Annotated in this window: 25 protein-coding genes, 1 tRNA gene and 1 pseudogene; 18 read left to right on the forward strand and 9 right to left on the reverse strand. The window is 66.3% G+C overall.

The genetic code is table 11. The annotated features are described in order from the left end of the window. The first annotated feature begins 12 nt into the window (after positions 1–12). From K9D25_RS15870 to K9D25_RS25080, 13 genes and pseudogenes are all read left to right on the forward strand, one after another. Positions 13–417 carry a DUF6950 family protein gene (locus tag K9D25_RS15870; RefSeq protein WP_244376601.1) on the forward strand — a complete coding sequence of 135 codons (405 nt, stop codon included), beginning with the start codon at positions 13–15 and terminating at the stop codon, positions 415–417. After that, positions 417–2,924 (forward strand): phage tail protein, encoded by a 2,508-nt coding sequence (locus K9D25_RS15875; RefSeq protein WP_244376602.1) that lies wholly within the window; start codon positions 417–419, stop codon positions 2,922–2,924. Before K9D25_RS15870 ends, K9D25_RS15875 begins: the two co-directional genes overlap by 1 nt. Further along, positions 2,925–4,235, forward strand: a complete 1,311-nt coding sequence (locus K9D25_RS15880; RefSeq protein ID WP_244376603.1) for a hypothetical protein — start codon at positions 2,925–2,927, stop codon at positions 4,233–4,235. 17 nt (positions 4,236–4,252) lie between these two features. Continuing rightward, positions 4,253–4,726, forward strand: a complete 474-nt coding sequence (locus K9D25_RS15885; protein WP_244376604.1) for a hypothetical protein — start codon at positions 4,253–4,255, stop codon at positions 4,724–4,726. A gap of 41 nt (positions 4,727–4,767) precedes the next feature. Continuing rightward, positions 4,768–5,919 (forward strand): hypothetical protein, encoded by a 1,152-nt coding sequence (locus tag K9D25_RS15890; protein WP_244376605.1) that lies wholly within the window; start codon positions 4,768–4,770, stop codon positions 5,917–5,919. After that, on the forward strand, positions 5,919–7,343 hold the full coding sequence (locus K9D25_RS15895; RefSeq protein ID WP_244376606.1) for a hypothetical protein: 1,425 nt from the start codon (positions 5,919–5,921) through the stop codon (positions 7,341–7,343). The genes K9D25_RS15890 and K9D25_RS15895 overlap by 1 nt, the downstream gene beginning before the upstream one ends. Continuing rightward, positions 7,343–7,699, forward strand: a complete 357-nt coding sequence (locus K9D25_RS15900; RefSeq protein WP_244376607.1) for a hypothetical protein — start codon at positions 7,343–7,345, stop codon at positions 7,697–7,699. The genes K9D25_RS15895 and K9D25_RS15900 overlap by 1 nt, the downstream gene beginning before the upstream one ends. Before the next feature lie 325 nt (positions 7,700–8,024). Further along, on the forward strand, positions 8,025–8,720 hold the full coding sequence (locus tag K9D25_RS15905) for a hypothetical protein (protein WP_244376608.1): 696 nt from the start codon (positions 8,025–8,027) through the stop codon (positions 8,718–8,720). Further along, positions 8,717–9,106, forward strand: coding sequence for a hypothetical protein (locus K9D25_RS15910; RefSeq protein WP_244376609.1), 390 nt, complete (start codon positions 8,717–8,719; stop codon positions 9,104–9,106). The genes K9D25_RS15905 and K9D25_RS15910 overlap by 4 nt, the downstream gene beginning before the upstream one ends. Beyond that, entirely contained in the window at positions 9,093–9,470 is a 378-nt protein-coding gene (locus tag K9D25_RS15915) for a hypothetical protein (RefSeq protein WP_244376610.1), read from the forward strand. Before K9D25_RS15910 ends, K9D25_RS15915 begins: the two co-directional genes overlap by 14 nt. Beyond that, positions 9,458–9,676, forward strand: coding sequence for a hypothetical protein (locus K9D25_RS15920; protein ID WP_244376611.1), 219 nt, complete (start codon positions 9,458–9,460; stop codon positions 9,674–9,676). Before K9D25_RS15915 ends, K9D25_RS15920 begins: the two co-directional genes overlap by 13 nt. Positions 9,677–9,845: 169 nt before the next feature. Beyond that, positions 9,846–10,715 carry a DNA adenine methylase gene (locus K9D25_RS15925; protein WP_244376612.1) on the forward strand — a complete coding sequence of 290 codons (870 nt, stop codon included), beginning with the start codon at positions 9,846–9,848 and terminating at the stop codon, positions 10,713–10,715. Between the two features lie 310 nt (positions 10,716–11,025). Further along, positions 11,026–11,352, forward strand: a pseudogene (locus tag K9D25_RS25080) (BRO-N domain-containing protein); the annotation flags it as partial. 529 nt (positions 11,353–11,881) lie between these two features. Here K9D25_RS25080 and K9D25_RS15935 read toward each other — a convergent pair. After that, a complete protein-coding gene (locus K9D25_RS15935; protein WP_244376614.1) occupies positions 11,882–12,148 on the reverse strand; it encodes a hypothetical protein in 267 nt (88 codons plus the stop codon). Positions 12,149–12,213: 65 nt separating this feature from the next. Here K9D25_RS15935 and K9D25_RS15940 point away from each other — a divergent pair, with 65 nt between their 5' ends. Beyond that, positions 12,214–12,516 (forward strand): DUF982 domain-containing protein, encoded by a 303-nt coding sequence (locus K9D25_RS15940; protein ID WP_244376615.1) that lies wholly within the window; start codon positions 12,214–12,216, stop codon positions 12,514–12,516. 590 nt (positions 12,517–13,106) lie between these two features. Here K9D25_RS15940 and K9D25_RS15945 read toward each other — a convergent pair. The 3 genes from K9D25_RS15945 to K9D25_RS15955 all read right to left on the reverse strand — a co-directional run bounded on the left by K9D25_RS15945 (position 13,107) and on the right by K9D25_RS15955 (position 14,668). Then, a tRNA-Ser gene (locus K9D25_RS15945) sits at positions 13,107–13,196 on the reverse strand. A gap of 343 nt (positions 13,197–13,539) precedes the next feature. Further along, the gene (locus K9D25_RS15950) at positions 13,540–13,914 is read right to left on the reverse strand and encodes an Atu4866 domain-containing protein (protein WP_244376616.1); all 375 of its coding nucleotides are present in this window, start codon (positions 13,912–13,914) and stop codon (positions 13,540–13,542) included. Positions 13,915–13,924: 10 nt separating this feature from the next. Further along, positions 13,925–14,668: an SDR family oxidoreductase gene (locus K9D25_RS15955; protein WP_244376617.1), complete on the reverse strand. Its 744-nt coding sequence runs from the start codon at positions 14,666–14,668 to the stop codon at positions 13,925–13,927. Positions 14,669–14,772: 104 nt separating this feature from the next. Here K9D25_RS15955 and K9D25_RS15960 point away from each other — a divergent pair, with 104 nt between their 5' ends. Then, positions 14,773–15,666 (forward strand): LysR family transcriptional regulator, encoded by an 894-nt coding sequence (locus K9D25_RS15960; protein ID WP_244376618.1) that lies wholly within the window; start codon positions 14,773–14,775, stop codon positions 15,664–15,666. A 28-nt stretch (positions 15,667–15,694) separates the two neighbouring features. On the opposite strand, the gene K9D25_RS15965 is transcribed toward K9D25_RS15960, so the two are convergent. Both K9D25_RS15965 and K9D25_RS15970 read right to left on the reverse strand, forming a co-directional pair. Further along, positions 15,695–16,456, reverse strand: coding sequence for a hypothetical protein (locus K9D25_RS15965; RefSeq protein ID WP_244376619.1), 762 nt, complete (start codon positions 16,454–16,456; stop codon positions 15,695–15,697). 135 nt (positions 16,457–16,591) lie between these two features. After that, positions 16,592–16,867 carry a hypothetical protein gene (locus K9D25_RS15970; protein ID WP_244376620.1) on the reverse strand — a complete coding sequence of 92 codons (276 nt, stop codon included), beginning with the start codon at positions 16,865–16,867 and terminating at the stop codon, positions 16,592–16,594. Between the two features lie 564 nt (positions 16,868–17,431). Here K9D25_RS15970 and K9D25_RS15975 point away from each other — a divergent pair. From K9D25_RS15975 to rimO, 3 genes are all read left to right on the forward strand, one after another. After that, positions 17,432–18,001 carry a hypothetical protein gene (locus tag K9D25_RS15975; protein WP_244376621.1) on the forward strand — a complete coding sequence of 190 codons (570 nt, stop codon included), beginning with the start codon at positions 17,432–17,434 and terminating at the stop codon, positions 17,999–18,001. A gap of 151 nt (positions 18,002–18,152) precedes the next feature. After that, entirely contained in the window at positions 18,153–18,482 is a 330-nt protein-coding gene (locus tag K9D25_RS15980; protein ID WP_244376622.1) for an antibiotic biosynthesis monooxygenase family protein, read from the forward strand. Between the two features lie 125 nt (positions 18,483–18,607). After that, positions 18,608–19,969, forward strand: coding sequence for a 30S ribosomal protein S12 methylthiotransferase RimO (gene rimO / locus K9D25_RS15985; RefSeq protein ID WP_244450894.1), 1,362 nt, complete (start codon positions 18,608–18,610; stop codon positions 19,967–19,969). 24 nt (positions 19,970–19,993) lie between these two features. Here rimO and K9D25_RS15990 read toward each other — a convergent pair whose 3' ends face one another. From K9D25_RS15990 to K9D25_RS16000, 3 genes are all read right to left on the reverse strand, one after another. Beyond that, positions 19,994–20,758 (reverse strand): hypothetical protein, encoded by a 765-nt coding sequence (locus K9D25_RS15990; RefSeq protein WP_244376623.1) that lies wholly within the window; start codon positions 20,756–20,758, stop codon positions 19,994–19,996. A 15-nt stretch (positions 20,759–20,773) separates the two neighbouring features. Further along, positions 20,774–21,991 (reverse strand): ArgE/DapE family deacylase, encoded by a 1,218-nt coding sequence (locus K9D25_RS15995; protein WP_432207887.1) that lies wholly within the window; start codon positions 21,989–21,991, stop codon positions 20,774–20,776. A gap of 300 nt (positions 21,992–22,291) precedes the next feature. Continuing rightward, positions 22,292–23,374, reverse strand: coding sequence for a BMP family ABC transporter substrate-binding protein (locus K9D25_RS16000; protein WP_244376625.1), 1,083 nt, complete (start codon positions 23,372–23,374; stop codon positions 22,292–22,294). Positions 23,375–23,387 lie beyond the last annotated feature (13 nt).

Raw genomic sequence — 23,387 nt, forward strand, 5'->3', positions numbered from 1 at the left:
AGGAATTCGGCCATGCGCGTCCAAGGCTGGGAGCGAGGGCTCCGGCTCGTCGTGGAGAAGCACCTCGCGCTCCCGACGCAGTACGGGGTGAGCGACTGCTATGCGATCGCCGACGACGCCGTTGAGGCGGTGACCGGCGCGCGGATGTTCCGGGATGCCCGGCGCTACCGCACCGCCAAGGGCGCCGCCCGGGTGCTGCGCCGCCATGGCTTCCTGACCGTGGAAGACGCCTTTGCCGACCGCTTCCCCGCCATTCCGGTGGCACAAGCGCAGCGCGGCGATATCGGCGTGATCCACCAGGGCAATGGCGAGGTGTCGGGCGGCGTCTTCACCGGCGCCGGCTTCTTCACGCGCGGGCCGGCGAGCGCGCTGGTGCTGCCGATCTCCTCTGTCACCCGCGCCTTCCGGGTGGCCTGATGCCTGTCATTGCGCCCATCGTCGCCGCCATCGGCACGGCGGTAACCGCTGTCGGCTCCTTCGTCGCCGGCATTGGCGTCGTCGGTCAGGCGGTGCTCGGAATCGGCCTTAGCGTGGCGGCGAGCTATGCCTCCAAGGCGCTGGCCAACAAGGCGCCGAAGACGCCCGGGGGCGTCCTGTATGAGCGGCAATATGGCGGCGCCGTGCAGCGGCAGGTGGCCTGCGGGCTAGTGGGGATCGCCGGGCACGACACCTATTGCAGCACCTATGGCCCCGCCAATTATGAGATGCACCAGCTTTACACGCTGTCGGATTACCCCAGCGACGGGCTGTCGCGCGTCGCCATTAACGGCAAGTGGGTGACGCTGGAGCCGACGGAAAGCAGCCCGGCGCGCGGGCGGGTGGTGATGACCGGCCCCTTTGCCGGGCTGGTGTGGATCAAGTTTCTCGACGGCCGGCAGACGGCGGCGCTGTCGCCGCTGGTCAATTTCGCCAACCCGGCGGGGCGCTGGACGGCCAACCATATCGGCATCGGCCAGACGGCGGTGCTGGTGAGCATGACCTTCAACGACGAGCGCAACTCGTCATTCCCCGACTTCTTCTTCGAGTTCCGGGGCGCGCGGCTCTATGACTGGCGCAAGGATTCGACCGTCGGCGGTTCCGGCCCGCATCGCTGGGATGACCCGACCACGCACGAGTTCAGCGATAACCCGCAGGTGATCGAATACAATTACCGGCGGGGCTTCGCGATCAATGGCGACATGTTCTGCGGCATGGGCATGGCGCCGGCCGACCTACCGCTCGACAAGTGGACCCCTGCCGCGAATATCAGCGATGAGGCGACCGAGTACGGGCCGCGCTACCGCTGCTCGATCATGCTGGACTGCACCGCCGAGCATGGGGAGAACATCGCCTCGATCCAGATGGCGTGCGGGGCGGCGACGGTGGACGGCATCGCCGGCTCCTGGCCTGTCGTCGGCCACGACCAGCCGGTGGCGATCACCTTCACCGATGACGACCTGATCGCCACGGCGCCGGTGCGCTGGCAGGCGCGGCGCTCCATGAGCGAGCTCGTCAACTCGGTAGCCGGCAAGGTCGCCAGCCCGGACGAAGTCTGGTCGATGGTGGACTATGAGACGCAGACCAGCCCGGCGCTGCTGGCGCTCGACCGGCGCAACCGCGACCTGACCATCGACTTCCCGCAGGTGCGCGTGGGGGGGCAAGGGGCGGCGCTGGCGGCGATCTACTTCAAAGAGAACCGCTATGAGGCGAGCGCGGAAGTGACGCTGCGCCCCCGCTTCCTGGTGCTGGAGCCGGGCGATTGGGTGCGCTGGAACAGCGCGCGCTATGGCAACCGGGTGTATCTCGTCAAGGCGGTGACGCTGGTTTCGCTCGACGGCGAGGGGCCGCGCAATGTGCAGCTGACGCTCGAGGAGCGCGACGGCTCGATCTATGACGGCGTCTCGGCCCCTGCGGTGACCCTGCCGCTGCCGCCAGGCGCGCCGAGCTACCTCGCCGAGGTGCAGTCCTTCACCGCGCTGCCGATCCTGCTCACCGGGACGGACGGGCGGATGCAGGCGGGCATTCGCGCCGCCTGGGAGGCGGTGGACGATGTGACCGTCACCGGCGTCGATGTGATGTATTTCCCGACTGCCCAGCCGGAAGCGGTGATCCTGCGCAGCGTGCCGGTGAGCCAGACGGTGGCGCTGCTCGACGGCGTGCTCTCGGCGACGCAGTACCGGGTGCGCACGCGGCTGGTGACGGACCCGCCACGCACCGTGGCATGGAGCGTGGGCGCACTCGTCACGACCAGCGAACTGCCGGACCCCGATTTCGGAGTGTATCTCGACCAGATCAAGGGCGATGCCTACCAGGCGCTGCTGTCGCTCCGCGCCGACATCAACGCGGCCGGCCAGCGGCTCGACGATCTGGTGAGGCAAACCGCCGCCGGCATGGGAGCGCAGGCGCGCGAGACGGCAGTGGCGGTGCGGGCGGGGACCGCCAATGCCGCGGCTCTCACGGGCCTCTCGGCCTCGGTAACCGAGCTTGATGGCGTCGTGAACGCCAATGCGGCGGTCGTCAGCGCCCTCAGCGCCCAGGTCGGCAACATCGCCGGCGAAGGCCTGTGGAAGATGGAAGTGATCGCCGGCAGCGGCGACGTGGTCGCGCGACTGGTCATCTTCATGCGGGCCACAATGGAAGATGAGTGGGTGGAGGTCGGCACCGCCTGGGAAACCGGCTTCACCGCCGGCATGCCATTCTCGCGCATCACCAACTTCGCTGATCAGTTCCTGGTGCTGAACCCGGTCACGGGAGCGGTGGCGCCACTCTTCGTGATCGATGGTGCGACGGACCAAGCGGTGATCAATGTCGGGTTTCTAAAGGTGCCCAATCTCTCTTCGCTTTCGGTCGACGCCGGCGAAATCACCACGGGCCTCATCAAGGGCGGCCCCGGCGCCAAGCTCCGGATCGATATCACCAACGGCACGATCACCGGGACCAGCTGAATGGCGGATTTTCTGCTGGGAAACCTGGGCGGCGTCACGCGTTTGCGGACGTGCCTCCCGGGCCAAGATGTTGAGAACATCAACCTCGATGAGCGCTACGTCACCTTCGACAGCACATGGCCTAATGCCTTCCGCCTGATCGACAACAATGTGGTCTCGGCCGCCTCGCTGTCGAACCTGACTGTGAACTACGCCGGTGGCGCCACACGAAGGGTGAAGCTGCTGCCGTCGAGCGGTAGCCTTGTCCGTCCCGTTCTCGCATGGGCGCGACGCGGGTCCGGCTCGCTTCAGTACATCTCCGGCGGCGTGACCCGGACGCAGGCTTATCAGCGTGGATACCGGCAGTGCGGCGTCAGCCTTCGCACCGCATTCATACTTCTGTCGCCGCAGCTGAGCGGCGTTGACTATGTCTACTTCATCTTCGGCAATAACGCCTCGTCACCCGAGGATTCGGGGACGAACGGTTTCATCCTCGGCAATCACCCGCTGCATGGCCGTGGCCTGTTTGTGTCGCGGCCCGGCGCCGTGATCGAGACCGCCGGCATTGATGACATGACGGTTGCGACCAAAAAGAACGTCTTCCAGATCGCGGAGACCGGCCAATGTGCGAGCTCAGGCCTAGCGCTCTCCGATCCCATGGCAGACCCGGTGCTGGCGACGGGCTCAGGCCCGGTGGTTGGCTTCGTCGATCTTGAGGGGTCGTATCCGCATTACCCGCCCGTCATCGTCTATTTCACCACCAATGCCGGTGGCATCGCGTGCTCGGCTTACTGGATCAATCCGAGCCGGATCATGCTGACCGGCGGGACGGGTGTAACGAATTTCCGCTTCGCGGTTGTTGCGACGGACCCCGCCTATCGTGGCGGGGTGGATTCGACCGAGGGCGTGCGACGTTGGCACTACTCGCCGGCAACCGGCTTGGTTGTCACCAAGCACGATGTGCATTTCGATCTGGCTAGTCAGACGGATTACATATTTCGCTCAGATCGACTGACCCCCTACATCAAGGCGTATGAGCAAATACCGGCATCAAGACCGTTTGGTGCTTACAACATACCGGCTCCCCCGCCCGTTGGCGCAGGATTACCCTTTGCTTTCTTTCTGCATTACAAGAATGCCACAGGCGACTGGTGGTGCGGGTGCGGCTATTCAGGCGAGTTCGACAAGCGAATATTCAACACCACAATAGATAAGTGGGTGCCGCAAGATACCATGAACGCTTACGTCTCAGCGCGAGACAAGTACACGTGGCTTGGCGCTTCTTCGAGCACGTTGACGGCGTTCGCCACCATGAACGTCTCGGATTTCTAGACCCAAAGGACATCGCCATGCCTGTCTCACCCTCCCTCTATGAGGAAGGCACGATTTCGCTCGTCCATGGCTCGGTTGACTTCACTGGCGCCGGCACGGGCTGGCTGGTCAATGGCGTGGCCGGCGGCACGCTGTGGGTGGCGGCGGGCGGCGCGAGCTACAGCGCGCCGATCCGCGAGATCAGCGCCGACGGGGCGGGCAAGCTCGCCTTCGCCTGGCAGGGGCCGAGCGTGGCGGGGTCGGCCTATGTGATCACCCGCGAGAGCGCGCTTGCCGCCGACGCGCTCTTCGCAAGCAACGCCTTGGTGAAGGTGATCCGCGACCTGTCGCTGTGCGCCATCGCCCCTTATGGCAGCGGCACGATTGCCCAGCGCGACGCGCTGGCGCCGCAGCCGCCCACCGGGTCTTTCTGGCTGCGGGTGGAGACGGGCTATCCGCTCACCCTGACGCGCAAGGAAGCCGCCGGCTGGTCCGGCCCCTATTCGTTCTGACGGGCGCGCCCGGCTCACCATCGACATTCACGGAGGCCGCTATGGCGTCTGACGAAATACTCCTCCCGATGTATCCCGGCGAGGATGGGCTGACAGTGACGATCCGGCTTGAGGGGCGGGATCTGACCGGTGCTACCTTAGAGATGGAGGTTCTTCCTAACCAGCGGGGCACGCCGATCCTGCTTTCGACCCAGAATGGCGGGCTCTCGCTGGATCTGCCTGATGGCGTCGTCGTCGCCTATGGTGCCGATCTGATTGGTCGCCTGCCCGAAGGCCGTCTGACGACAGTCGATCTGTTCGCTTTGAGCGGAGCCGCCCGAAGAAAGATTGCAGCGGGATACATCACGATCGGCCGCGCCGGCCACATGCTCACCGCGAGCCTCAGTATTGTCGAAGTCCCCGGCATCCAGGGCCCGCGCGGCTGGGCGCCGCTGTTCGCGGCCGAGGAATACGGCGCCAGCGTCGTCATGCGGGTCGCGGACTGGACGGGCGGGGGCGGCGACAAGCCGGCTGTGGGGCAGTATCTCGGCTCTGGCGGGCTGGTGGACGATATCTCCGAGGCAACCGATTTTCGGGGCGGCACCGGCCTGACCCCCGATATCTCGGTGCTCTCCACCACCACGCTTGCGCCCGGGCAACCGGCGCGCGTGACGTTGGACCACACCAGCACGCCCGAGGCCCCAAAGCTCGTCTTCGGGCTCCCGAAGGGCGACACGGGCCTGACGCCAGATATTGCGATCCTTCCGACCACCACGCTGGCGCCGGGGGAGCCGGCTGAGGTCAGCCTGGGGCCGGGGAGCACGCCGGAGGAGCCCAAGCTGGCATTCTCCATCCCCGCCGGCGCGCAAGGCACCCCCGGCGCGCCCGGCGAGCCGCTGGTGCTGGTGGTGAGCGACACGGTCGACACCGGCCTCGGCGGCTGGTGGGTGACGCGGGACTACCACGCCGCCGCGACGTGCCAGTACCTGCGCGCCGAAATGCTGGTGGGCACGGCGACGGGCGTGACACTGGCGGTGCGCAAGAATGGTACCACCGTCCGCAGCGGCATCGCGCTGGGGGCCGGGGTGACGACTATCACCGATCTCGGCCTCGTGCTGGCCAAGGGCGACCAGGTGTCGGTGCATCGCGAGGGCGGGGGAACGCTCACTGGACCGTGGGTGATGCTGGTGCAGATCGACGGGAGGGCTCCCTGATGCCGACGCTTACTTATCCCAACTTGGGCAAGACCGCTATCCTACCGACGCTGCAAGACCTTTTCCGCTACGGTGAGCCGGGCGTCGCTTACGATGCTTTCGACCTGTCGTCGCTGTTTCAGGACACGGCCGGCACCAACCCTGCGACCGCGCCGGAGCAGCAAATCGCGCTTGTGTCGGACAGGATACACGCCACACACGCCCGCCAGTCGTCGGTTTCGCTTCGGCCGCTGATTGGGCGCGCGCCGAAGGACCGGCGGAACATATACCTTGGTAGTGACCTACTCGAAGGATCGTCTCCTAGCACGGTGAACGGCGCAACGTTTGTGCTGGATGGGATCGGGTTTGGCGCTACGCTTACCGGCATTTCTGGTGCTAGCATCCTTCAGATGTCGGCCCCGATTGCATCGGGCAGGACCGTATCTTTTTTCGCTTCGGCAGGCACATCAGGTTCAATCGGAGTTGGCTCTACAGGAGGTGCAATCACTGCCAGTTTCAATCTGGTTACCGGCGTGGCAAGCAGCGGCAACAATACGACTGACGCAGCGATGCAGCCGGTCGCAGGTGGATATCGCTGTTCGTTCAAGGCACTCACATCAGCCAACCTGCGCTTAGTTCCCGGCACAGGCTCGATCAACATCGGCAAACTGCAAATCGAGAATGGCGATCTGACCCCTTATCAGTCGGTCAGCTTGAATGGTCTCATCACCACCGAAGAAGGTGTCCCGTCTTACTATTTCGCGCGCTTAGACCTATCCGACGACCGGCTAGATACAGTGCTGCCGCAGGCGGTGACAGGTGACGTGGTCATTGCGGGGCGGGACGGCACAGTCATAGCGCCGGCTAGCTACGCGGCTGGCAGCACATTCCAGCTTGGCCCGACCTCCTATACCGGGGGTGTGTCAAACATCCTGCGGGCGGTTGGTGATGTGGTCGGATGGGCGGTGATCGGCAGGACCCTGACCGCTGCCGAGCGTAAATGGCTTTTGAGCTACCACAAAGAGCGCGGGGCGAAGGGGCTGCTGGTTGAAGCCGGTCCGGAGCTAATCCTAAACGGCACGTTCAACACTGACGCAAGCAACTGGTCTTCCGGCAGCGGTGCTACCTTTGCCGCAGTTTCCGGACAGCTGGTTGTGACAAACCCTTCCGGCGGCACAAATCGTCGCGCAATCCAGTCCTTTAGCGCTGTGATCGGGAGGGCATACCGCATCAGAGGGCAGGTGATCAGCGGCGGGCGTATCGGCGTAGGCACGTCGAGCGTTGCCACCGAGATTTTTCAGATCACCGGGTCCGTCGACCAAGTGTTTGTCGCAACCAGCGCGACGATGTTCGTTGGCTTGGCTGTCAACAGCGCAGCGGCAGGCGACACCGGGGTGTTCGACAACATCTCCGTCCGAGAGCTTCGCCCCGAGGAGGAATGGTAATGCATAGCGCGGTGCTTATACTGCCGATGGCGCTTAAGGACGCAGGCGACCAGATCGGCGCGGCGATGGGGTGGGGACCCGTGTCCTACACCATCCCGCTCGCCGCCGATGACGGGGCCGACGCGACACACATGGGTCTGCGGGCTGATGTGTGGCCCGCCTTCATCGATATGATCGCGGCGGCGAGGCAGGGCGTCTATCCCGAGGCCCTGCCCGAGGCCGTCCTGCGACCCGTCATCGAGGCCCTGATAGCTGATTTCTCCCCCGACCCGTCTGCCCCGGAGATGCCGATCTTGTGGGGTTCGGACCACCTCAACGCGGTCTGCGTGGCCCACGGGTTCACGCGCCTGGCCTAAGCGCTCGTTGAGGCATTTAGCCGAGCGCATAGCGGCCCCAGGCCGCGTAGTCGCTGTCGTCGGCCTTGACGGCATCACGGCGACCCAGATGCTGGGGCTTTCGCCCGTCGTGGCCGCTTAGACCGACACGCACCGCGTGAGAGGCCGGGCGCGCCCGCAACCACGCCCGGCCGCCCACTCACAAGCCTGACGGGCATATGAGCGAGCCCACTATCTATAGCTGAAACAGCCCACGTAGCGAACCCCGAGCGGTATTCGCTTCTCGACCCCGCCTATTTGGCCGCCCCTTCAGGCGGCCTTTTTCATTTCCAACGGGAGAATAACAATGGACCCCACGGTGCCCGCCGGCGCCGCGATCCTGCTCGATTTCATGCGTGAAACCGAGACGGGCCGTCGCGACGCCACTGCCTATGACACGCTGTTCGGCCACAATGAGCGGCATCTGCCGAAGCCTCTGACGCGGATGACCATCGACGAGGTGATCGCCGCCGGGCCGGGTTGGACGCGCGCCTACAAATCCAGCGCCGCAGGTGCCTACCAGTTCATGCGGGCGACGCTGCAAGATCTGAAGGCCGAGCTTGGCCTGCGCGGCTCGCAGATCTTCGACGCCAATCTGCAGGACCGGCTGGGCTATCACCTGCTCAAGCGCCGGGGTTATGCGGACGCCGTGGCCAGGCGCATCTCCCTCGAGGAATTCGGTAAGCGGCTGGCGATGGAGTGGGCCTCCATGCCGGTGCTGGCGGCCACCAAGGGCGCGCACCGGACGCTGCAGCGCGGCCAATCCTATTACGCCGGCGATGCGCTCAACAAATCGCTCGTACCCGCCGCCACCTTCGAGGCGGTGATCGCCAAGGCGCTGGCGACGGCGCGCGCGGTGCCTGCCGCTGCGGGGGTGCCCGTGACAACCCCGCCGCCCGCCTCCTCGGCGGCCCGGCTCGCTCCGTTCATCACCGCTCTCATTGCCGCGCTGGCGGCGCTGCTGGGCGCGCTCGGCTTCAACATCAAGGAGTACCTGCCGTGACCCCGATTCTGACGACGGTTCTGCTCCCCGCTATCGGGGAGATCGTGCAGCAGGTGATCCGCTCGCCGCGCAATGATGCGCCGCCGGCGCAGGCGCCCCTCATCGCCGCCGAGGTGGAGCGGCAGGTGCGCGAGAGCGCCGCCGTGCGCGAGGTGGCGGCGCAGGTGGAATACGCCACCAATGCCGAGCCCTGGTATCAGTCCCGCGTCACCATCGGCGCCATCGTCTCGATCGGCGCCGGCGTGTGCGGGCTGCTGGGGCTGGCGGTGAGCCCGCAGGATGTCGAGACCATCATCGCCGTGGCGACGGCGGCCGGCACGCTGGTGGGCGGGCTCGTGACCCTGTATGGGCGCTGGGTGGCGAAGACGCCGCTTGGCCGCCGCTGAGGGGGTAGTGGTGGCCGATATCCCGCCTGACCCGGCCCTGTGGGGCATCAAGATCGCGCACCTTGCGGCCGGCTTCGTCGGCGGGCTGGCCCGCTCGCTGACACACCCGGGCGGCTCGCTGGCGCGGCATGTGTGCGCGGCTGTCGTCGGCACCGCTGTCGCCGGCTATGGCACGCCCATCGGCGCGCATTTCGCGGCGCGCTGGCTGGCGGCGCCGGAGATATCGCCCGCCTCTGTCGAGGGGATGGTGGGCTTTATCCTGGGGCTCATCGGCATGTCGCTGTGCGAGGCGGCGATCCGCTGGGTGCGCCACTGGCGAGACGGCCCGCCGCCGGGATGGAGACCGCCGCCATGGCCGCGGTGATCGTCGACACCGCAACCGGCCTCCGGGCCGATTTTCACAAGCCCACGGGCCGGCTGCTCATCGCCGGCCCTTCGTCCTTCGCCATAGGGACGCTGGAAGAGATGGAGCAGATCGAGCGCTTCATCCGGCAGGCCCGGCACCAGGTGCGGGCGGACGCCTATGAGGGCCGCTGGCCGGCGCTGCCGGAGATCAAGCCCGAATTCTGACATTTACAGCCCTGCCGGGTGATCGGCGGGGCATTGGGGCGCGCTAACACCCCTCCGCCGCGGGCCAGTCCTGGCAGATCAACCCGCGCAGCCTCGCATAGCGAAAAGGCCACCCGCCGAGCGCAGCCGGCGCGCGCACGGACTGTGCCCTATCGCGAGTTACCAAATCATGGAGATGGATACCCTCCGGCCGGTGCGCCCTGCCCGGCCGATCGCCGCCTATATCGGCGGCAAGAAGCGCCTCGCACCGCTCATCGTCGAGCGGATCGGCGCCATTCCGCACCGCAGCTATGCCGAGCCCTTCATTGGCATGGGCGGCGTTTTCCTCCGACGGGACCGGCGCCCGCCGGCGGAGATCATCAACGACGTGTCGGGCGAGGTGGTGAACCTGTTCCGGGTGGTGCAGCGCCACCCGGATGCGCTCGAAGCGCAGTTCCGCTTCCTCCTGACGGCACGCGCCACCTATGACGTGCTGCAGGCGACCGACCCGCGCGGCCTTACCGATATCGAGCGGGCGGCGCGTTTTCTCTACCTGCAGCGGGCCAGCTACGGGGGCAAGGTGACGGGGCAAACCTTCGGCGTCTCGCCGCTGGAATCCGCCGCCGTTGACCGCAGGAAGCTGCGCCCGCTGATCGACGGGCTGGCGCAGCGCCTGGCGGGCGTGGTGATCGAGAACCTGCCCTATGGCGCGCTCCTCGAGCGCTATGACGGGCCGGGCGTGCTGTTCTACCTCGACCCGCCCTATCACGGCAGCGAGGACGACTATGGGGCGGGCGTGTTCCCGCCCGGCGAGTTCGAGCGCATGGCCACCCAACTGGCGGACCTGAAGGGGCGGTTCCTGCTCTCGATCAACGACACGCCGGAGATCCGGCGCGTCTTCGCAGCGTTCCCGATGGATGAGGTGCGGCTGCGTTACACGATCGGGCGCAGCGCCGCGACCGAGGCGGCCGAGCTTCTCATCTGCGACCTGCGCTCGGCCGACTGCCGGCCCCAGCGCTCACTCTTCGACAACCCCCATTCGCGCGAGCCGCGCGGATAGCGGCCGGGACTTCTCCCGGTTCAAAGCCTACCCCACTCGCCCCGCTGCCATTATGGGTGGTGGGGCGCTTTTTTCGCGTTTTGTTCCATTCTCGAAAGATTCTTGTCGAGCCGCCCTTGCGGAAGCATCACGCCACGACCATTTGCCTCAGGTTGTCCCTCGGGACAGCAAAAAGCCGGGGTTGGCGCCCCGGCTCTCTTGAATCCGCAACTGCCTGGAAGCCTTGCGGAACGGTACATTGGACAGGTCCTTTAAATAGGACCGGTTATCGTTCTGTCAAGCGCTTTCCGGCCCAATTTGGGAAGCCTTAATGCAGTACTCTCTCAAGGTGTTTCACGACCCTCAGCACGACACTTTCCGTGTGATCGACCGAAATGGCGAGCCTTGGTTCGTTCTTTTGGACGTATGCAAAAAGCTGGATATCGCCAATCCGAGCGACGCAGCTTCTAGGCTCGACGATGACGAAAAGGATGCCGTCGGAATTACCGACGCCATCGGACGCGCTCAGAAGATGACAGTCATCAGCGAGTCCGGTCTCTATTCTCTGATCCTTCGTTCGACCAAGCCGGAGGCGAAGCGCTTCCGGAAGTGGGTCACGTCGGAAGTTCTGCCGTCGATCCGCAAAACCGGCGGGTATGAGCTTTCGCAGACGCCGGCTTTCATCCGGCGCTTCAATGAGAACTGGCACCGCGTCGATGCGGGGCATTTCTCGATTCTCAGCGAAACCGTTGCGCGTGTGTGGGGAAGGCTCGAGATGGCCGGACATCGGCTGGCAGATCGCGCTCCCGACGGGAAAGAAATTCGCCTCGATGGAGCGGTTGGCAGCCGCTTCTCGTCATGGCTGAAAGCCAACCATCCCAGCGTTTGCGACGCTCATAGCTTCTACCTTCACAAGACCCCACAGTGGGAGGGCCTTGTGCGGCAATACCCGAACTCCATGCTTCCTTTGTTCATTGAGTTTGTCGAGACGGTCTGGATTCCGCAGTACGCGGAACAGTATTTTTCGCCTCGCGACCCTGCTGCCCTGCCTTATCTGCAGAAGCTTTTGCCTCCTAGCGGAGCGCCTAAGCCTGGGATGATGCGCCACCCGACGCTCACTGGGCGCTCGTAGTCCATCTCTATAGGTCCGCCGCGCCTTCCTTTCAGAAGGCGCGGCGCCGCCCGTGCTAGCCTTCCGTCCTGAGCGCGCGGACGATCTTCTCTAGATCGCTGATGCCCGCCCACACCCAAGCGCCCCCCTCGGCCGGCAGAACATCGGCGGCGAAGCTGATCTTGATCGCGTCGACCTTCTTCCGAACCTCCGTCGCAGCGCCAGGCACAAAGGCGAGGTTGCCGATCCATGTGCGCGCGTCTGCCGGTGGAGGCTCCGGCGCTATCCGCCACTCGCCATCCGTCTTGATGAGTTTCTTCCGCACGATCTCGTATGGCTGCATCCGATCCCTATCGACGATTCGCACATCGGCCGGCAACCCGAAGGCCGGATCGGTGTTGAGTCAGGATGATACCGATTGCACCTGTTCATGTATGGGAAGGCAATGCCACGCGGCGCACGCTCGGCGATGTGGAAGGCGCCGCTAACTTCCTGCTGATCAAGTGGCCGCCTGAGATGATGGATACACTGGCGCACCGGGCGGCGCAGGTGGCGGCCCTCGACGCGCTAGGCGGGCATGGCACCGCAGGGGCATTCCGTGACGCGCTCATTGCCGCCTCGGCCGAGGCGGGCATCCTAGCTGCTGAGACCGCAGTGCAGCCTGCCACGGCAGGCCCGGTTGGCAATCCGCGGAGCAAACGGCGGCGTTGACTCTCGGCGGACGCGTTCTCAGTATGTTCTCATGCGGAACACCAGCCCTTTGGTCGGATTTCAATGCCGCTGCGGCCACCGAGGCGTCTATGTCCGCGCCTCTGTGATGGAGCTATGGGCGCGCCCGGGCGAGACCATCCACGATGTGCGCAAGCGAATGCGCTGCCGCGTGTGCGGTGAGCGCGAGCCAAGCGGCCCTTACCCTTTCGCCGACTCGGCGACGAGCCACCTGTGGATTTGCACCGACAAGGTGGTCAGTGCGCAATTCGAGAGGGAGGAGCCGACCTAGGCCGGAGGTGGGAAAGAGCGGTGTTGCAAATGCTTGCGAGCCGGTGCGACGGATTCATTTCCCACTTCGGGATAACGCATTGGCTTCATTCGACTTGGCGGCTTCCTTCCGGAAGGCCAGGCCAAGGGCGACCAGTCGCTCCAGACCGAGAACACCCCGTGAACGCCGTTCGGGACTATTTCGGGACTTCTTGCGCCGAAACGTGCATTCCGGTGCGATCTGTCGCCGTTTGTTCCCGGTAACCTGAGGCCCTGTTGCGCGCCGGGAGAGTGCCGTAAGGCATTGATCTTAAAAACGAAACTGGCGGAAGAGGTGGGATTCGAACCCACGGTGGGCGTGAACCCACGGCGGTTTTCAAGACCGCTGCCTTAAACCACTCGGCCACCCTTCCCCGTGACAACATCGGCCGTTGCGGCAGACATCATCGGCGATCCGCTTCCGAACCTGGCACCGGATCGGCACCGGGCTCCCTCCGTCCAGCTAAGGCAGCCCCACTAGGAGACAGCCTGCCAAGGAAACGGCTTCGCCAGGCAAGCCGCCCGTCATGCGTCGGGTTCGGGCCCGGCAGGCCGGGCGGGATCGCCGGCGAGCCATGCCCCAGCCGGTGCCTGCTCGTCAAGCCGTTCCCCCGCCCGATCGGCGCGGCGGAGGGGCGGCGGGCATGTCGCCGCGCCCGCCCCTCCCCCTCGTCTGCGTCATCGCTGCGGTGTTGCCCCGGCCCGGCTCAGCCCGCCTCATTTCGCCCGGCGAAACACCATGCCGCCATGGTGCAGCGTATTGTCATCGACGAACACGCCGTCGGCGGTGAAGCCGGTGTCGTCCCAATAGTCGATCTGCGTCCCTCGCACCTCGTAGCGGCCGCGATAGGCGCTCTCGCGCGAGCCTCGCGCCTCATCATAGCGGCCATTGGGCAGCAATTCGTGCCTGACATAGCGATCGGCGGTGACCCACAGCCCGACATAGGGATGATCGCGGTCGGGCGGGGTCTGGGCGGAGGCGGGTTGCGCGGTCGAGGGCTGCGTCATGGCAGGAATGACTCCGGTCAGTGAGGTGAGGAGCGCCGCCCCCAGGGCGGCGCGGCGTGTCAGCAGGCGGAGGGGATGCGTCATGCCCGCCTCCTCACGTGCTGGCGGTGGGGCGGACGACGATTTCGCTGACATCGACATCGTCCGGCTGTTCGAGCGCGAAGCGCACAGCGCGGCCGATGGCGTCCGGCGTCAGGGCGATCGCGCGGTAGCTCTTCATCGCCTCGGCAGCGGCGGGGTCGGTAATGGTGTCGGCGAGTTCGCTCTCCACCACGCCGGGATGGACGCAGGTGACGCGCAGCTGCCGGTTCTCCTGCCGCAGCCCCTCTGAAATCGCGCGGACGGCGAATTTGGTGGCGCAATAGACCGCCGCCGTCGGCACCACCGAGAGCGCGCCTATGGAGGCGATGTTGACGATGTGGCCGGCGCCGCGCGCGGTCATCTCCGGCAGCACGGCCGCGATACCGTTGAGCACGCCCTTGATGTTCACATCCACCATGCGCTCCCACTCCTCCACCTTCAGCGAGGCCATGAGCGAGAGCGGCATGATGCCGGCATTGTTGATGAGCACGTCTACCCGGCCGAAGCGCGCCCGCGCCGCCTCCGTGAAAGCGGCGACATCGGCGCGGTCGGTCACGTCGAGCCGACGGGTCATCACCTCGGCGCCGGTCGCCTCGGCGATCTCGGTGGCCAGCGCGTCGAGCCGGTCGGTGCGGCGCGCGCCCAGCGCGAGGCGGGCGCCGGCGCGGCCGAGTTCGCGGGCGATGCCGGCACCAATGCCGCTGGAGGCGCCGGTGATCAGGACCACCTTGTCGAGAGTCGTTTTTTCCAAAGCCATGTTGCTGTTCCTTCCGTGTGTTTGGTGTTGGCAGGAAGGTAGTCAGACGGCATTGTCGCGAGTAGCCGCCGACCGGGCGACACAGAGGAAAGCGTAGCTTACCAATGCCGACGGATCTCAACGCCCTCGCCGTGTTCGCGCTGGTGGCGCAGCAGCGGAGCTTCCGTGCGGCCGCCGACCGCCTCGGCGTCACCCGCTCGGCGGTGAGCCAGACCATCGGACGGCTGGAGGCGACGATGGGGCTCGCCCTGGTGCGCCGCACCACCCGCAGCGTCAGCCTCACCGAGGCCGGCGAGCGGCTGCATGCCGCGCTGGCCCCGGCACTGGCGGAGATCGAGGCGGCGGTTGAGAGCACCGGCGATCACGCCAGCGCGCCGCGTGGCCAGCTCCGGCTCGCCGTCTCCTCCATCGCCGAGCGCTTTCTCGCCGGCCCGCTGCTGGCGGGATTCGCCGATGCCCATCCTGCGGTGCAGCTCGATGTGACGGTGACGGATGAGGAGTTCGACATCGTCGCCGAAGGCTTCGACGCCGGCGTGCGGCTCGGCGAGGTGATCGAGCAGGACATGATCGCCGTGCCGGTCTCCGCCGAACAGCGGCAGATCGTGGTTGCCGCCCCGGACTATCTCGCGCGCGCCGGTGCGCCGGCGCATCCGCGGGAGCTGGCCAGCTTCCGCTGCATCGGCTGGCGGCCGGCGCCGCAGAAGGCGCCGTATCGCTGGGAGTTCACGGAAGACGGCCGGGATTTCACCGTCGCGGTCGCGCCGGAAATCACCACCAACGACATGGCGCTGATGATCAAGCTCGCCTTGGCCGGGGGCGGTCTCACCTTCGGCATGGAGGAGACCTTCCGGCCCTACATCGCCCGTGGCGAGCTGGTGCCGCTGCTGGAGGCGTATTGCCCGCCCTTTGCAGGCTTCTATCTCTACTATCCGAGCCGCCGAAATCTCGCGCCCAAGCTGCGGGCGCTGATCGACCATCTGCGCTACAGCCAGGGCTGACGCACGCCCTGCCCGGCCCTGGCGCCGCTCAGCCGCCCTGGCGGGTGCCGGTTGCGCCCGGCGTCGCCCAGTCGGGCACGGTCCAGCCCGGCATGGTCCACATTTTCGGCGCGGACGGCGGCGGAGCGGGTTCGGCGGAAGCGGCGGCTTCCGCTCCATTCTGCCGCGCGGCCGGCTTGGCGCTGCGCGCGATCTTGGGCTGGCCGGCCTTCCACGCGGCCATGAAGGCGCCGGTCTCCCGCAGGATCAGCTCCTGCACGGCGGCGTGGGTCGGCAGCTGGGCGTGGTTGACGAAGCGCGCGCCGGCGTCCCAGGCGCTGATGTTGCGGGCGCCGCGCACATTGGCGAAGCCGGGACCCGCAATGTTGATGCAGCGCGGCACGGTGCAGGCCGGCGGGGCAGGCGCCGCGTCGATGGTGATGACGAGCGGCGGCTTGTAGCCGGCGCGCGCCAGTTCGGTGGCGTAGCGCAGGGCGCTCTCCCCGCCCATGGAATGGCCGATGATGACATCGGGCACCATCCCCTTGGACTTCATCATCAGATGCGAATCGGTGCGGGTCTGGAAACCCTGCCGCGCCAGCGGCCGGGTCAAGGCGGAGACGCCGATATAGTCGCTTTCGACATAGACCCCGAGACCGTCCAGAAGCAGGACGACAGGCGGAGAAGCCGGCGCGGGCGAGGCCGGTTCTGGTTGTTCGGCGCGCCGGCTGGTTTGGGCCAGCGCGGCCGGTGGGGCGATGAGGGCAGCGCCGACGGCGAGCGCGGCGACGGTGGCAGTGACAGGCTTCAAATCGGTTGCTCGACTAACGGATCGCTCTTCCCCCATCGCCACCGTTACCCCAACCGCGCGGTCGCCGCCATCGCTTTGCCGGGATGCTCGCGCGCGGGAAGTGCATATGTCTTTCCGCGCGCCAACCAGTTACCGCTACGCGGCCCGGCTCCAGTGGTGCGCGTCGTTGCGCAGCTGGCAGGCCTGCGTCCAGGTGGCGAAGGCGACCCAGGCGTCGCTCTTCTGCTGCGGCAGGCGGGCCGATTCCAGCTGGGTGAGCAGCATTTCGGCGAAACGGCCGAGGCGGTCGTGACGCAGCGAACGGATGAATCCGATGGCCTCGTCCAGCGAGGCGACGGTCAGGTCCTCCTGACCGATAAGCAGGTGAAGCGGTTCGGGGCGAAAGGCGGGGCCTTCAACAATGTTGGTCATGTGAACCTCCCGTTTCGGCCTTTTGTGAAACCCGTCGGAGGTGGGGCCGTGACCCTCGACGGGCAGGCACATCCTAGGCTGACTATCTTGGCACCCAAATGACGCAGTCAAGAAGTATCCGGGCACGACCATGGCGGATCGCGGCAATTAGGGCGGAAGGGCGTTCACACGTTTGCGTGAAACCGTGATGTCCCCCATGAAGAATACCGAACATCGTACATGTAATGCGGCATTCCAGACGATGGCTGATGGTTAGTGCGCAGGTACCGGAGGCGCGCCAGCCAATAGAAAAGCGTCGTCAGCGTGCTTGTTCCCCTTGGTCAGCTGTCGCGACCTTCTGTCGGGCGCGTGCGGCGCTTTTCCGGCACGGCGCGCGGCTGAATTGTTGCCACCCTGACCGGATAAGTAAAGAATATACTATTCGCGGCTGAATTATTTCGCTTGTGCGAATTAATGGCATTATTAATGCTGCCATGCAGCGTCGAATACCTCTTGCGTGCCCGCCGATACATCATGCTACGCTGCGGACGGACGGCAGAAGACCGTCCTGAGGAGGAAACGCCAATGAAGATCCGCAGCACCTTCGTCGCCCTCGCTGCGGCGACGAGCCTGTTCGCCGTCGCCCCCGCCTTCGCGCAGGAACAGGCGGCGCATGTGAAGCCGGCGACGGCCTATGTGCAGGAGAAGATCGTCCCCTGGCTCAGCGACCCGGTGGTGATCACCGCCGTCATCGACTCGAACAAGGCGCATAAGCGCCTCATGCAGGAAGACATCATCGCCCTCGACAAGGCGTGGGTCGCCAAGGACCCGGCGGTGGTCGACCCGGTTCGCAAGAACAAGCTGTCCGAATTCCTGATCCAGAAGAAGGATGCCTCCGGCGGTGTCATCACCGAGGCGTTCGTGATGGATAATCGCGGCCTCAATGTCGGCCAGACCGACGGCACCTCGGACCTCTGGCAGGCCGATGAGGCGAAGTGGCAGAAGACCTATGCGGTCGGCCCCGGCACCATCTTCGTCGACAAGGTCGAGGAAGAGGACGGCAAGAAGATCGCCCAGGTCAGCGTGACCATCTCCGACAAGGATGTGGCCATCGGCGCCGTCACCTTCGGCATTGATGTCGACAAGCTGAAGTAAGCCCAGTTCCGGATGTGTCTCTCCCGGATATTGGCGGGCGGCGCGAGCCGCCCTTCTTTTTTGCGCGCGGCCCGTGCCGCCCTGCGCCGCATCGACCTTGGCGCGACCATGGGTTAAGTCTGCCCTGCCGGGTCAAACACAGGAGAGCGCCATGTTCCTCGCAATGAACCGATTCAAGGTGAAGCTCGGCTCGGAAGCCGATTTCGAAACCGTCTGGCGCGAGCGCGACAGCCATCTGCGCACCGTGCCGGGCTTCAAGTCGTTCCATCTGCTGCGCGGTCCCACCAAGGACGACCACACCCTTTACGCCTCGCATTCGCAATGGGCGTCGCGGGCGGATTTCGAGGCGTGGACGCGCTCGGAAGCGTTCCGCAAGGCGCATGGCAGCGCCGGCGCCAACAAGCCGCTTTATCTCGGCCATCCCGAGGTCGAGCTGTTCGAGAGCGTGCTCGCACAGTCGATGGAAGACCAGGCGGCCTGAGAGCCGCGTCGGGGACGCTTGTGAGAGGGAGCTCGGCATGGCGGGGCCGCGCCCGGCGCAGTTGACGGATCGGGCGGCGTGCCGTAACGCCTCGCGATCCTGAAATGCCGGGTACCCCCACGATCATGGCCGACATCGCGTCCCCCGACGCCCTCTCCTCCACGCGCGGTGAGGCGCCGCGCATCTCCTTCGTTTCGCTCGGCTGCCCGAAGGCGCTGGTCGACAGCGAACGGATCATCACCAGCCTGCGCTCGGAAGGCTATGAGCTGTCGCGCCATCACGAGGGCGCCGATCTCGTCATCGTCAACACCTGCGGCTTCCTCGACAGCGCCAAGGCCGAAAGCCTCGCCGCCATCGGCGATGCGCTGAAGGAGAATGGCAAGGTCATCGTCACCGGCTGCATGGGCGCCGAGCCCGAGCAGATTCGCGACGTGCATCCCGGCGTGCTCGCCGTCACCGGCCCGCAGCAATATGAAAGCGTGCTGGCCGCCGTGCATCAGGCGGTGCCGCCGCAGCACGATCCCTTCGTCGATCTGGTGCCGCCGCAGGGCATCAAGCTCACCCCGCGCCATTACGCCTATCTCAAGATTTCCGAGGGCTGCAGCAACCGCTGCACCTTCTGCATCATCCCGAAGCTGCGCGGCGATCTCGTCAGCCGGCCGGCGGCGGATGTGCTGCGCGAGGCGGAACGGCTGGTGAATGCGGGGGTGAAGGAACTCCTCGTCATCTCGCAGGACACCTCGGCCTATGGTGTCGATCTGCGCTACGCGCCGAGCACCTGGAAGGACCGCGAGGTCCGCGCCCGCTTCTTCGATCTCGCGCGCGAACTCGGCGGCCTCGGCGCCTGGGTGCGCATGCACTATGTCTACCCCTACCCCCATGTCGACGAAGTCATCGGCCTGATGGCGGAGGGCGTGATCCTTCCCTATCTCGACATCCCCTTCCAGCACGCCTCCCCCACTGTGCTCAAGCGCATGAAGCGCCCGGCCTCGAACGAGAAGACGCTCGCCCGCGTGCAGGCCTGGCGCGCCGCCTGCCCGGATCTCACCTTGCGCTCGACCTTCATCGTCGGCTTCCCCGGCGAGACCGAGGCGGAGTTCGAAGAACTCATCGCCTTCCTCGAAGAGGCTGAACTCGACCGGGTCGGCTGCTTCAAATATGAGCCGGTGGACGGCGCCCCCGCCAATGCGCTCGGCGCCGACATGGTGCCGGACGAGGTGAAGGAGGAGCGCTGGAAGCGCTTCATGGAGGTGCAGCAGCGCGTCAGCGCCCGCCGGCTCAAGCGCAAGGTCGGCACCCGCCAGCAGGTCATCATCGACAGCGTCGGCCCCACCGTCGCCATCGGCCGCTCCAAGGCGGATGCGCCGGAAATCGACGGCGTGGTGCATGTCGCCGCCCGCCGTCCGCTGCGCGTCGGTGAGATCGTCACCGTCAAGATCGAGCGTGCCGACGCCTATGACCTGCACGGCACGGCGGTCGGGTACTGACCGCCCGCACGGCGCCGGGCGGGGCTATTCCAGCACCCGGCGCAGCTGTTCGGAAGGGATGATGCTCTCGTCCACGGTCGGCCAGGCCAGGACCACCGTGTAGGCCAGCGTCATCGAGAAGGCGATGGCGAAGGTCGAGAGGCCGAGGATGAGCTGATAGGGCTTGCCCACATGCAGCGCCGCCAGCCCGACCAGCGACAGCAGGCCCAGCACCATCACCACGATCCAGCGATGTGGCGCCAGATCCGCGTGCAGGATGAAGTAGCGATCCGTGCGCAGCCGGCGCAGCTCGATCTGCCCGGTCAGCAGCACCGAACGGATATAGGTCGGAATGGCGGAATCCGCCTCCGCCCGACCGATGGCGTCGACCAGCGCCTCGAAGGTGGCTGAGACCTCGGCCTGCGGGCGCACCCAGCCCTCGTCCCATTCATAGCGCGCGAGCGCGCGGGCATAGACGCCCACCGCGTCGTCGATCGGTGCGCAGACCGGGCCGCACACACGCGCCACATCGAGCATGGCGTCGAGCTTCTGCACTTCCTGCAGCACGGTCTTGGCGTAGAGCGTCTCGCGGTTCCAGATGTCGCTCACCATGAAGGCGAGGAACAGCGCGAAAGGCAAAGTGAGCGCACCGAGATAGGAAGTCTGCAGGTCGCGCGGCACGAACACCGCGACGAGACGCGGGTGCATCGCCACGCGGTAGCAGGCCCATCCCGCCAGCAGCGGCACGATGGCGACGAAAGCCACGAACAGCGGGAAATACTCGCTGACGAAGAGGCGGGTCCACGTCACGTTCGCGTCTCCGCCTCAGGGGTTCAAGAGGTCGCGCAGCGCGGCTTCGATCACCTGGGTCGCCGCTTTCAGGTCGCGGATACGCACATGCTCGTCGGCGGCATGGGCATTGGCTTCCAGAATGGAGCGCGGCCCGGCGCCGTAGAGCACGGTGGGCACGCCCGCCGCCGTGTAGTGGCGGGCATCGGTGTAGAGCGGCACGGCGGTGGCGGGCGGGGTTTCGCCCAACACCTCGGTCGCGTGGCGCTGGATCGTCTCCACCAGCCGCTCCGTGCCGGGCAGGGTGCGCAGCGGCTCGGCGAGGATCAGGCGGCGGCATTCGATCTCGATGCCCGCCTGCCCCGCTACCGCGCCCTCCACCAGCGCATGCAGTTCCGCCTCGACGCTCTCGCCATTCTCTTCCGGCGTCAGCCGGCGGTCGACCCGCAGCACGATGCGGTCGGGCACCACATTGGTGTTGATGCCGCCGGAGATGAGGCCGACGGTGATTTTCGGCGAGCCGATGCCCGGCGTGGCGCTGACGCGGCTGCCGAGCTGGCGGCGCTCGGCATAGATCGCGCTGAGAATGGCTGTGGCGGCTTCCAGCGCGTCGGCGCCGGTCTCCGGCATGGCCGCATGGGCCTGCTTGCCGCGCACGACGATTTCCATGTGCAGGCAGCCATTATGCGCCACGACAACGGCATAGGAGAAGCCGGCGGAGATGGCGAGGTCAGGCGTGCTGATCCCCTGCCCCAGCAGCCATTGCGGCCCGACAAAGCCGCCGGCCTCCTCGTCATAGGTGAAATGCAGCTCGACCGTGCCGTCCAGGCCCTCCGGCCGCTGTTTCAGCGCCCGCAGCGCGAAGGCATAGGTGGCGAAATCGGATTTCGACACCGCCGCGCCGCGCCCATAGATCGCCCCGCCCTTTTCCACGGCGCCATAGGGGTCGTAGGTCCAGCCCTCGCCCGGCGGTACCACGTCGCCATGGGCGTTGAGCGCGATCACCGGGCCGTTGCCGCTGCCGAAGCGCTCGCGAACGATGAGGTTGACCACGGATTTCATGCCATGCGCGCGGACGAAGGGCTCCGGAACCGCGTGGCGTTCGACGGTGAAACCGAGTTCTTCCAGCAACTGCGCCGCCACTTCCGCATGCGGGGCGCAGTCGCCCGGCGGGTTGTCGCTGGGAACGCGCACCAGCGCCTTGAGGAAGTCGACCTCGCGCGCCAGTTCGTCATCGTCGCCGGACATGCTCACCTCACCGCTCCGCCTGGGCCGCCACCGCCGGGGGCCGTTGATTCCGCGCGCTGAAGCAGCGCCGGCGCCACAGCATAGCGTCCGGGCGCGGCGGCGCGAAGATCGGGAGAAAAGCGGGGGAAGACGTGGCGGCGCCGGCGTCTGCGCTGTCCACGGGAAACGTCATCGGATCGAGACGGCGGTGCGGCCCGGACGGGAACACGTTCCCCGCCCGCGCCATCGCCTAGGGCGCCGGCTTTGCCGACTTCGGCGGCACGGACCGCGCCGCGCCGCCGAAAGGTCTGCCCAAAGGGAGCGGCGTTACTTGCCCGGCACGGCGTCGTCGATGCCCTTCACGTACCAGTTCATCGACAAGATGTCCTTGTCGGCCAGCACCTCGCCTTCCTTCACCACGACTTCACCCTTCTGGTTGAGGATCGGGCCCTTGAAGGGATGCAGCGCGCCGGAGGTGATGGCGGCCTGGGTGGCTTCGGCCATCTTCTTCACGTCGTCGGGCATGTTGGTGTAGGGGGCCATCACCACCTCGCCATCCTTCATGCCGCCCCAGGTGTCGGTGGAGGTCCAGGTGCCGTCGAGGGCGGCCTGCACGCGCTCGATATAGTAGGGCGCCCAGTCATCGACGATGGCGGTGAGCTGCGCGTTCGGGCCAAACTTGATCATGTCCGAGGCCTGGCCGAACGCCTTGGCGCCGCGCGACTCGGCGGCCTGCATGGCGGCCGGGCTGTCGGTGTGCTGGGAGATGACGTCCGCCCCCTGATCGATCAGCGCCTTGGCGGCGTCGGCTTCCTTGGCCGGGTCGAACCAGGAATTCACCCAGACGATCTTGATCTTCATGTCGGGATTGACCGACTGCGCGCCCAGCATCAGCGAATTGATGCCGGAGATCACTTCCGGGATCGGGAAGGAGGCGATGTAGCCCACCGTGCCAGTCTTCGACATCTTGGCCGCGATCTGGCCGAGGACGTAGCGGCCCTCATGGAACTTGGCGTTGTAGGTCGAGACGTTCTTGGCCCGCTTGAAGCCGGTCGCGTGCTCGAAATAGACGTTCGGATGGCGCTTGGCCACCTTCAGCGTCGGCTCCATGAAGCCGAAGGAGGTGGTGAAGATGATCTTGTTGCCGGCGCGCGCCAGCTGCTCGATCACGCGCTCGGCGTCCGGCCCTTCGGAGACGTTCTCGACGAAGGTGGTTTCCACCTTGTCGCCGAACTTCTTCTCGACCGCGAGGCGGCCCTGGTCGTGCTGGTAGGACCAGCCGAAATCGCCGACCGGCCCGACATAGACCCAGGCCGCCTTCAGCTTCTCCGCCGCCTTGGCCGGCGCCGCCGCCCCGGCGAGGGCGAGGCCCGAGGCGATGGCCACCGCCATGGAGAGAATCTTGCGCATGAACGTCTCCGCT

The sequence above is a fragment of the Ancylobacter polymorphus genome, assembly GCF_022836935.1.
Classification (GTDB): domain Bacteria; phylum Pseudomonadota; class Alphaproteobacteria; order Rhizobiales; family Xanthobacteraceae; genus Ancylobacter; species Ancylobacter polymorphus_A.

Coding starts and splice junctions, on each gene's coding strand:
- K9D25_RS15925 (WP_244376612.1), top strand. CDS start 9,846: ATGGAGATGGATACCCTCCGGCCGGTGCGCCCTGCCCGGCCGATCGCC.
- K9D25_RS15950 (WP_244376616.1), bottom strand. CDS start 13,914: ATGACGCATCCCCTCCGCCTGCTGACACGCCGCGCCGCCCTGGGGGCG.
- K9D25_RS15885 (WP_244376604.1), top strand. CDS start 4,253: ATGCCTGTCTCACCCTCCCTCTATGAGGAAGGCACGATTTCGCTCGTC.
- K9D25_RS15935 (WP_244376614.1), bottom strand. CDS start 12,148: ATGCAGCCATACGAGATCGTGCGGAAGAAACTCATCAAGACGGATGGC.
- K9D25_RS15900 (WP_244376607.1), top strand. CDS start 7,343: ATGCATAGCGCGGTGCTTATACTGCCGATGGCGCTTAAGGACGCAGGC.
- K9D25_RS15875 (WP_244376602.1), top strand. CDS start 417: ATGCCTGTCATTGCGCCCATCGTCGCCGCCATCGGCACGGCGGTAACC.
- K9D25_RS15980 (WP_244376622.1), top strand. CDS start 18,153: ATGTTCCTCGCAATGAACCGATTCAAGGTGAAGCTCGGCTCGGAAGCC.
- K9D25_RS15955 (WP_244376617.1), bottom strand. CDS start 14,668: ATGGCTTTGGAAAAAACGACTCTCGACAAGGTGGTCCTGATCACCGGC.
- rimO (WP_244450894.1), top strand. CDS start 18,608: ATGGCCGACATCGCGTCCCCCGACGCCCTCTCCTCCACGCGCGGTGAG.
- K9D25_RS15970 (WP_244376620.1), bottom strand. CDS start 16,867: ATGACCAACATTGTTGAAGGCCCCGCCTTTCGCCCCGAACCGCTTCAC.
- K9D25_RS15920 (WP_244376611.1), top strand. CDS start 9,458: ATGGCCGCGGTGATCGTCGACACCGCAACCGGCCTCCGGGCCGATTTT.
- K9D25_RS15870 (WP_244376601.1), top strand. CDS start 13: ATGCGCGTCCAAGGCTGGGAGCGAGGGCTCCGGCTCGTCGTGGAGAAG.
- K9D25_RS15975 (WP_244376621.1), top strand. CDS start 17,432: ATGAAGATCCGCAGCACCTTCGTCGCCCTCGCTGCGGCGACGAGCCTG.
- K9D25_RS15905 (WP_244376608.1), top strand. CDS start 8,025: ATGGACCCCACGGTGCCCGCCGGCGCCGCGATCCTGCTCGATTTCATG.
- K9D25_RS15940 (WP_244376615.1), top strand. CDS start 12,214: ATGATACCGATTGCACCTGTTCATGTATGGGAAGGCAATGCCACGCGG.
- K9D25_RS15880 (WP_244376603.1), top strand. CDS start 2,925: ATGGCGGATTTTCTGCTGGGAAACCTGGGCGGCGTCACGCGTTTGCGG.
- K9D25_RS16000 (WP_244376625.1), bottom strand. CDS start 23,374: ATGCGCAAGATTCTCTCCATGGCGGTGGCCATCGCCTCGGGCCTCGCC.
- K9D25_RS15895 (WP_244376606.1), top strand. CDS start 5,919: ATGCCGACGCTTACTTATCCCAACTTGGGCAAGACCGCTATCCTACCG.
- K9D25_RS15890 (WP_244376605.1), top strand. CDS start 4,768: ATGGCGTCTGACGAAATACTCCTCCCGATGTATCCCGGCGAGGATGGG.
- K9D25_RS15960 (WP_244376618.1), top strand. CDS start 14,773: ATGCCGACGGATCTCAACGCCCTCGCCGTGTTCGCGCTGGTGGCGCAG.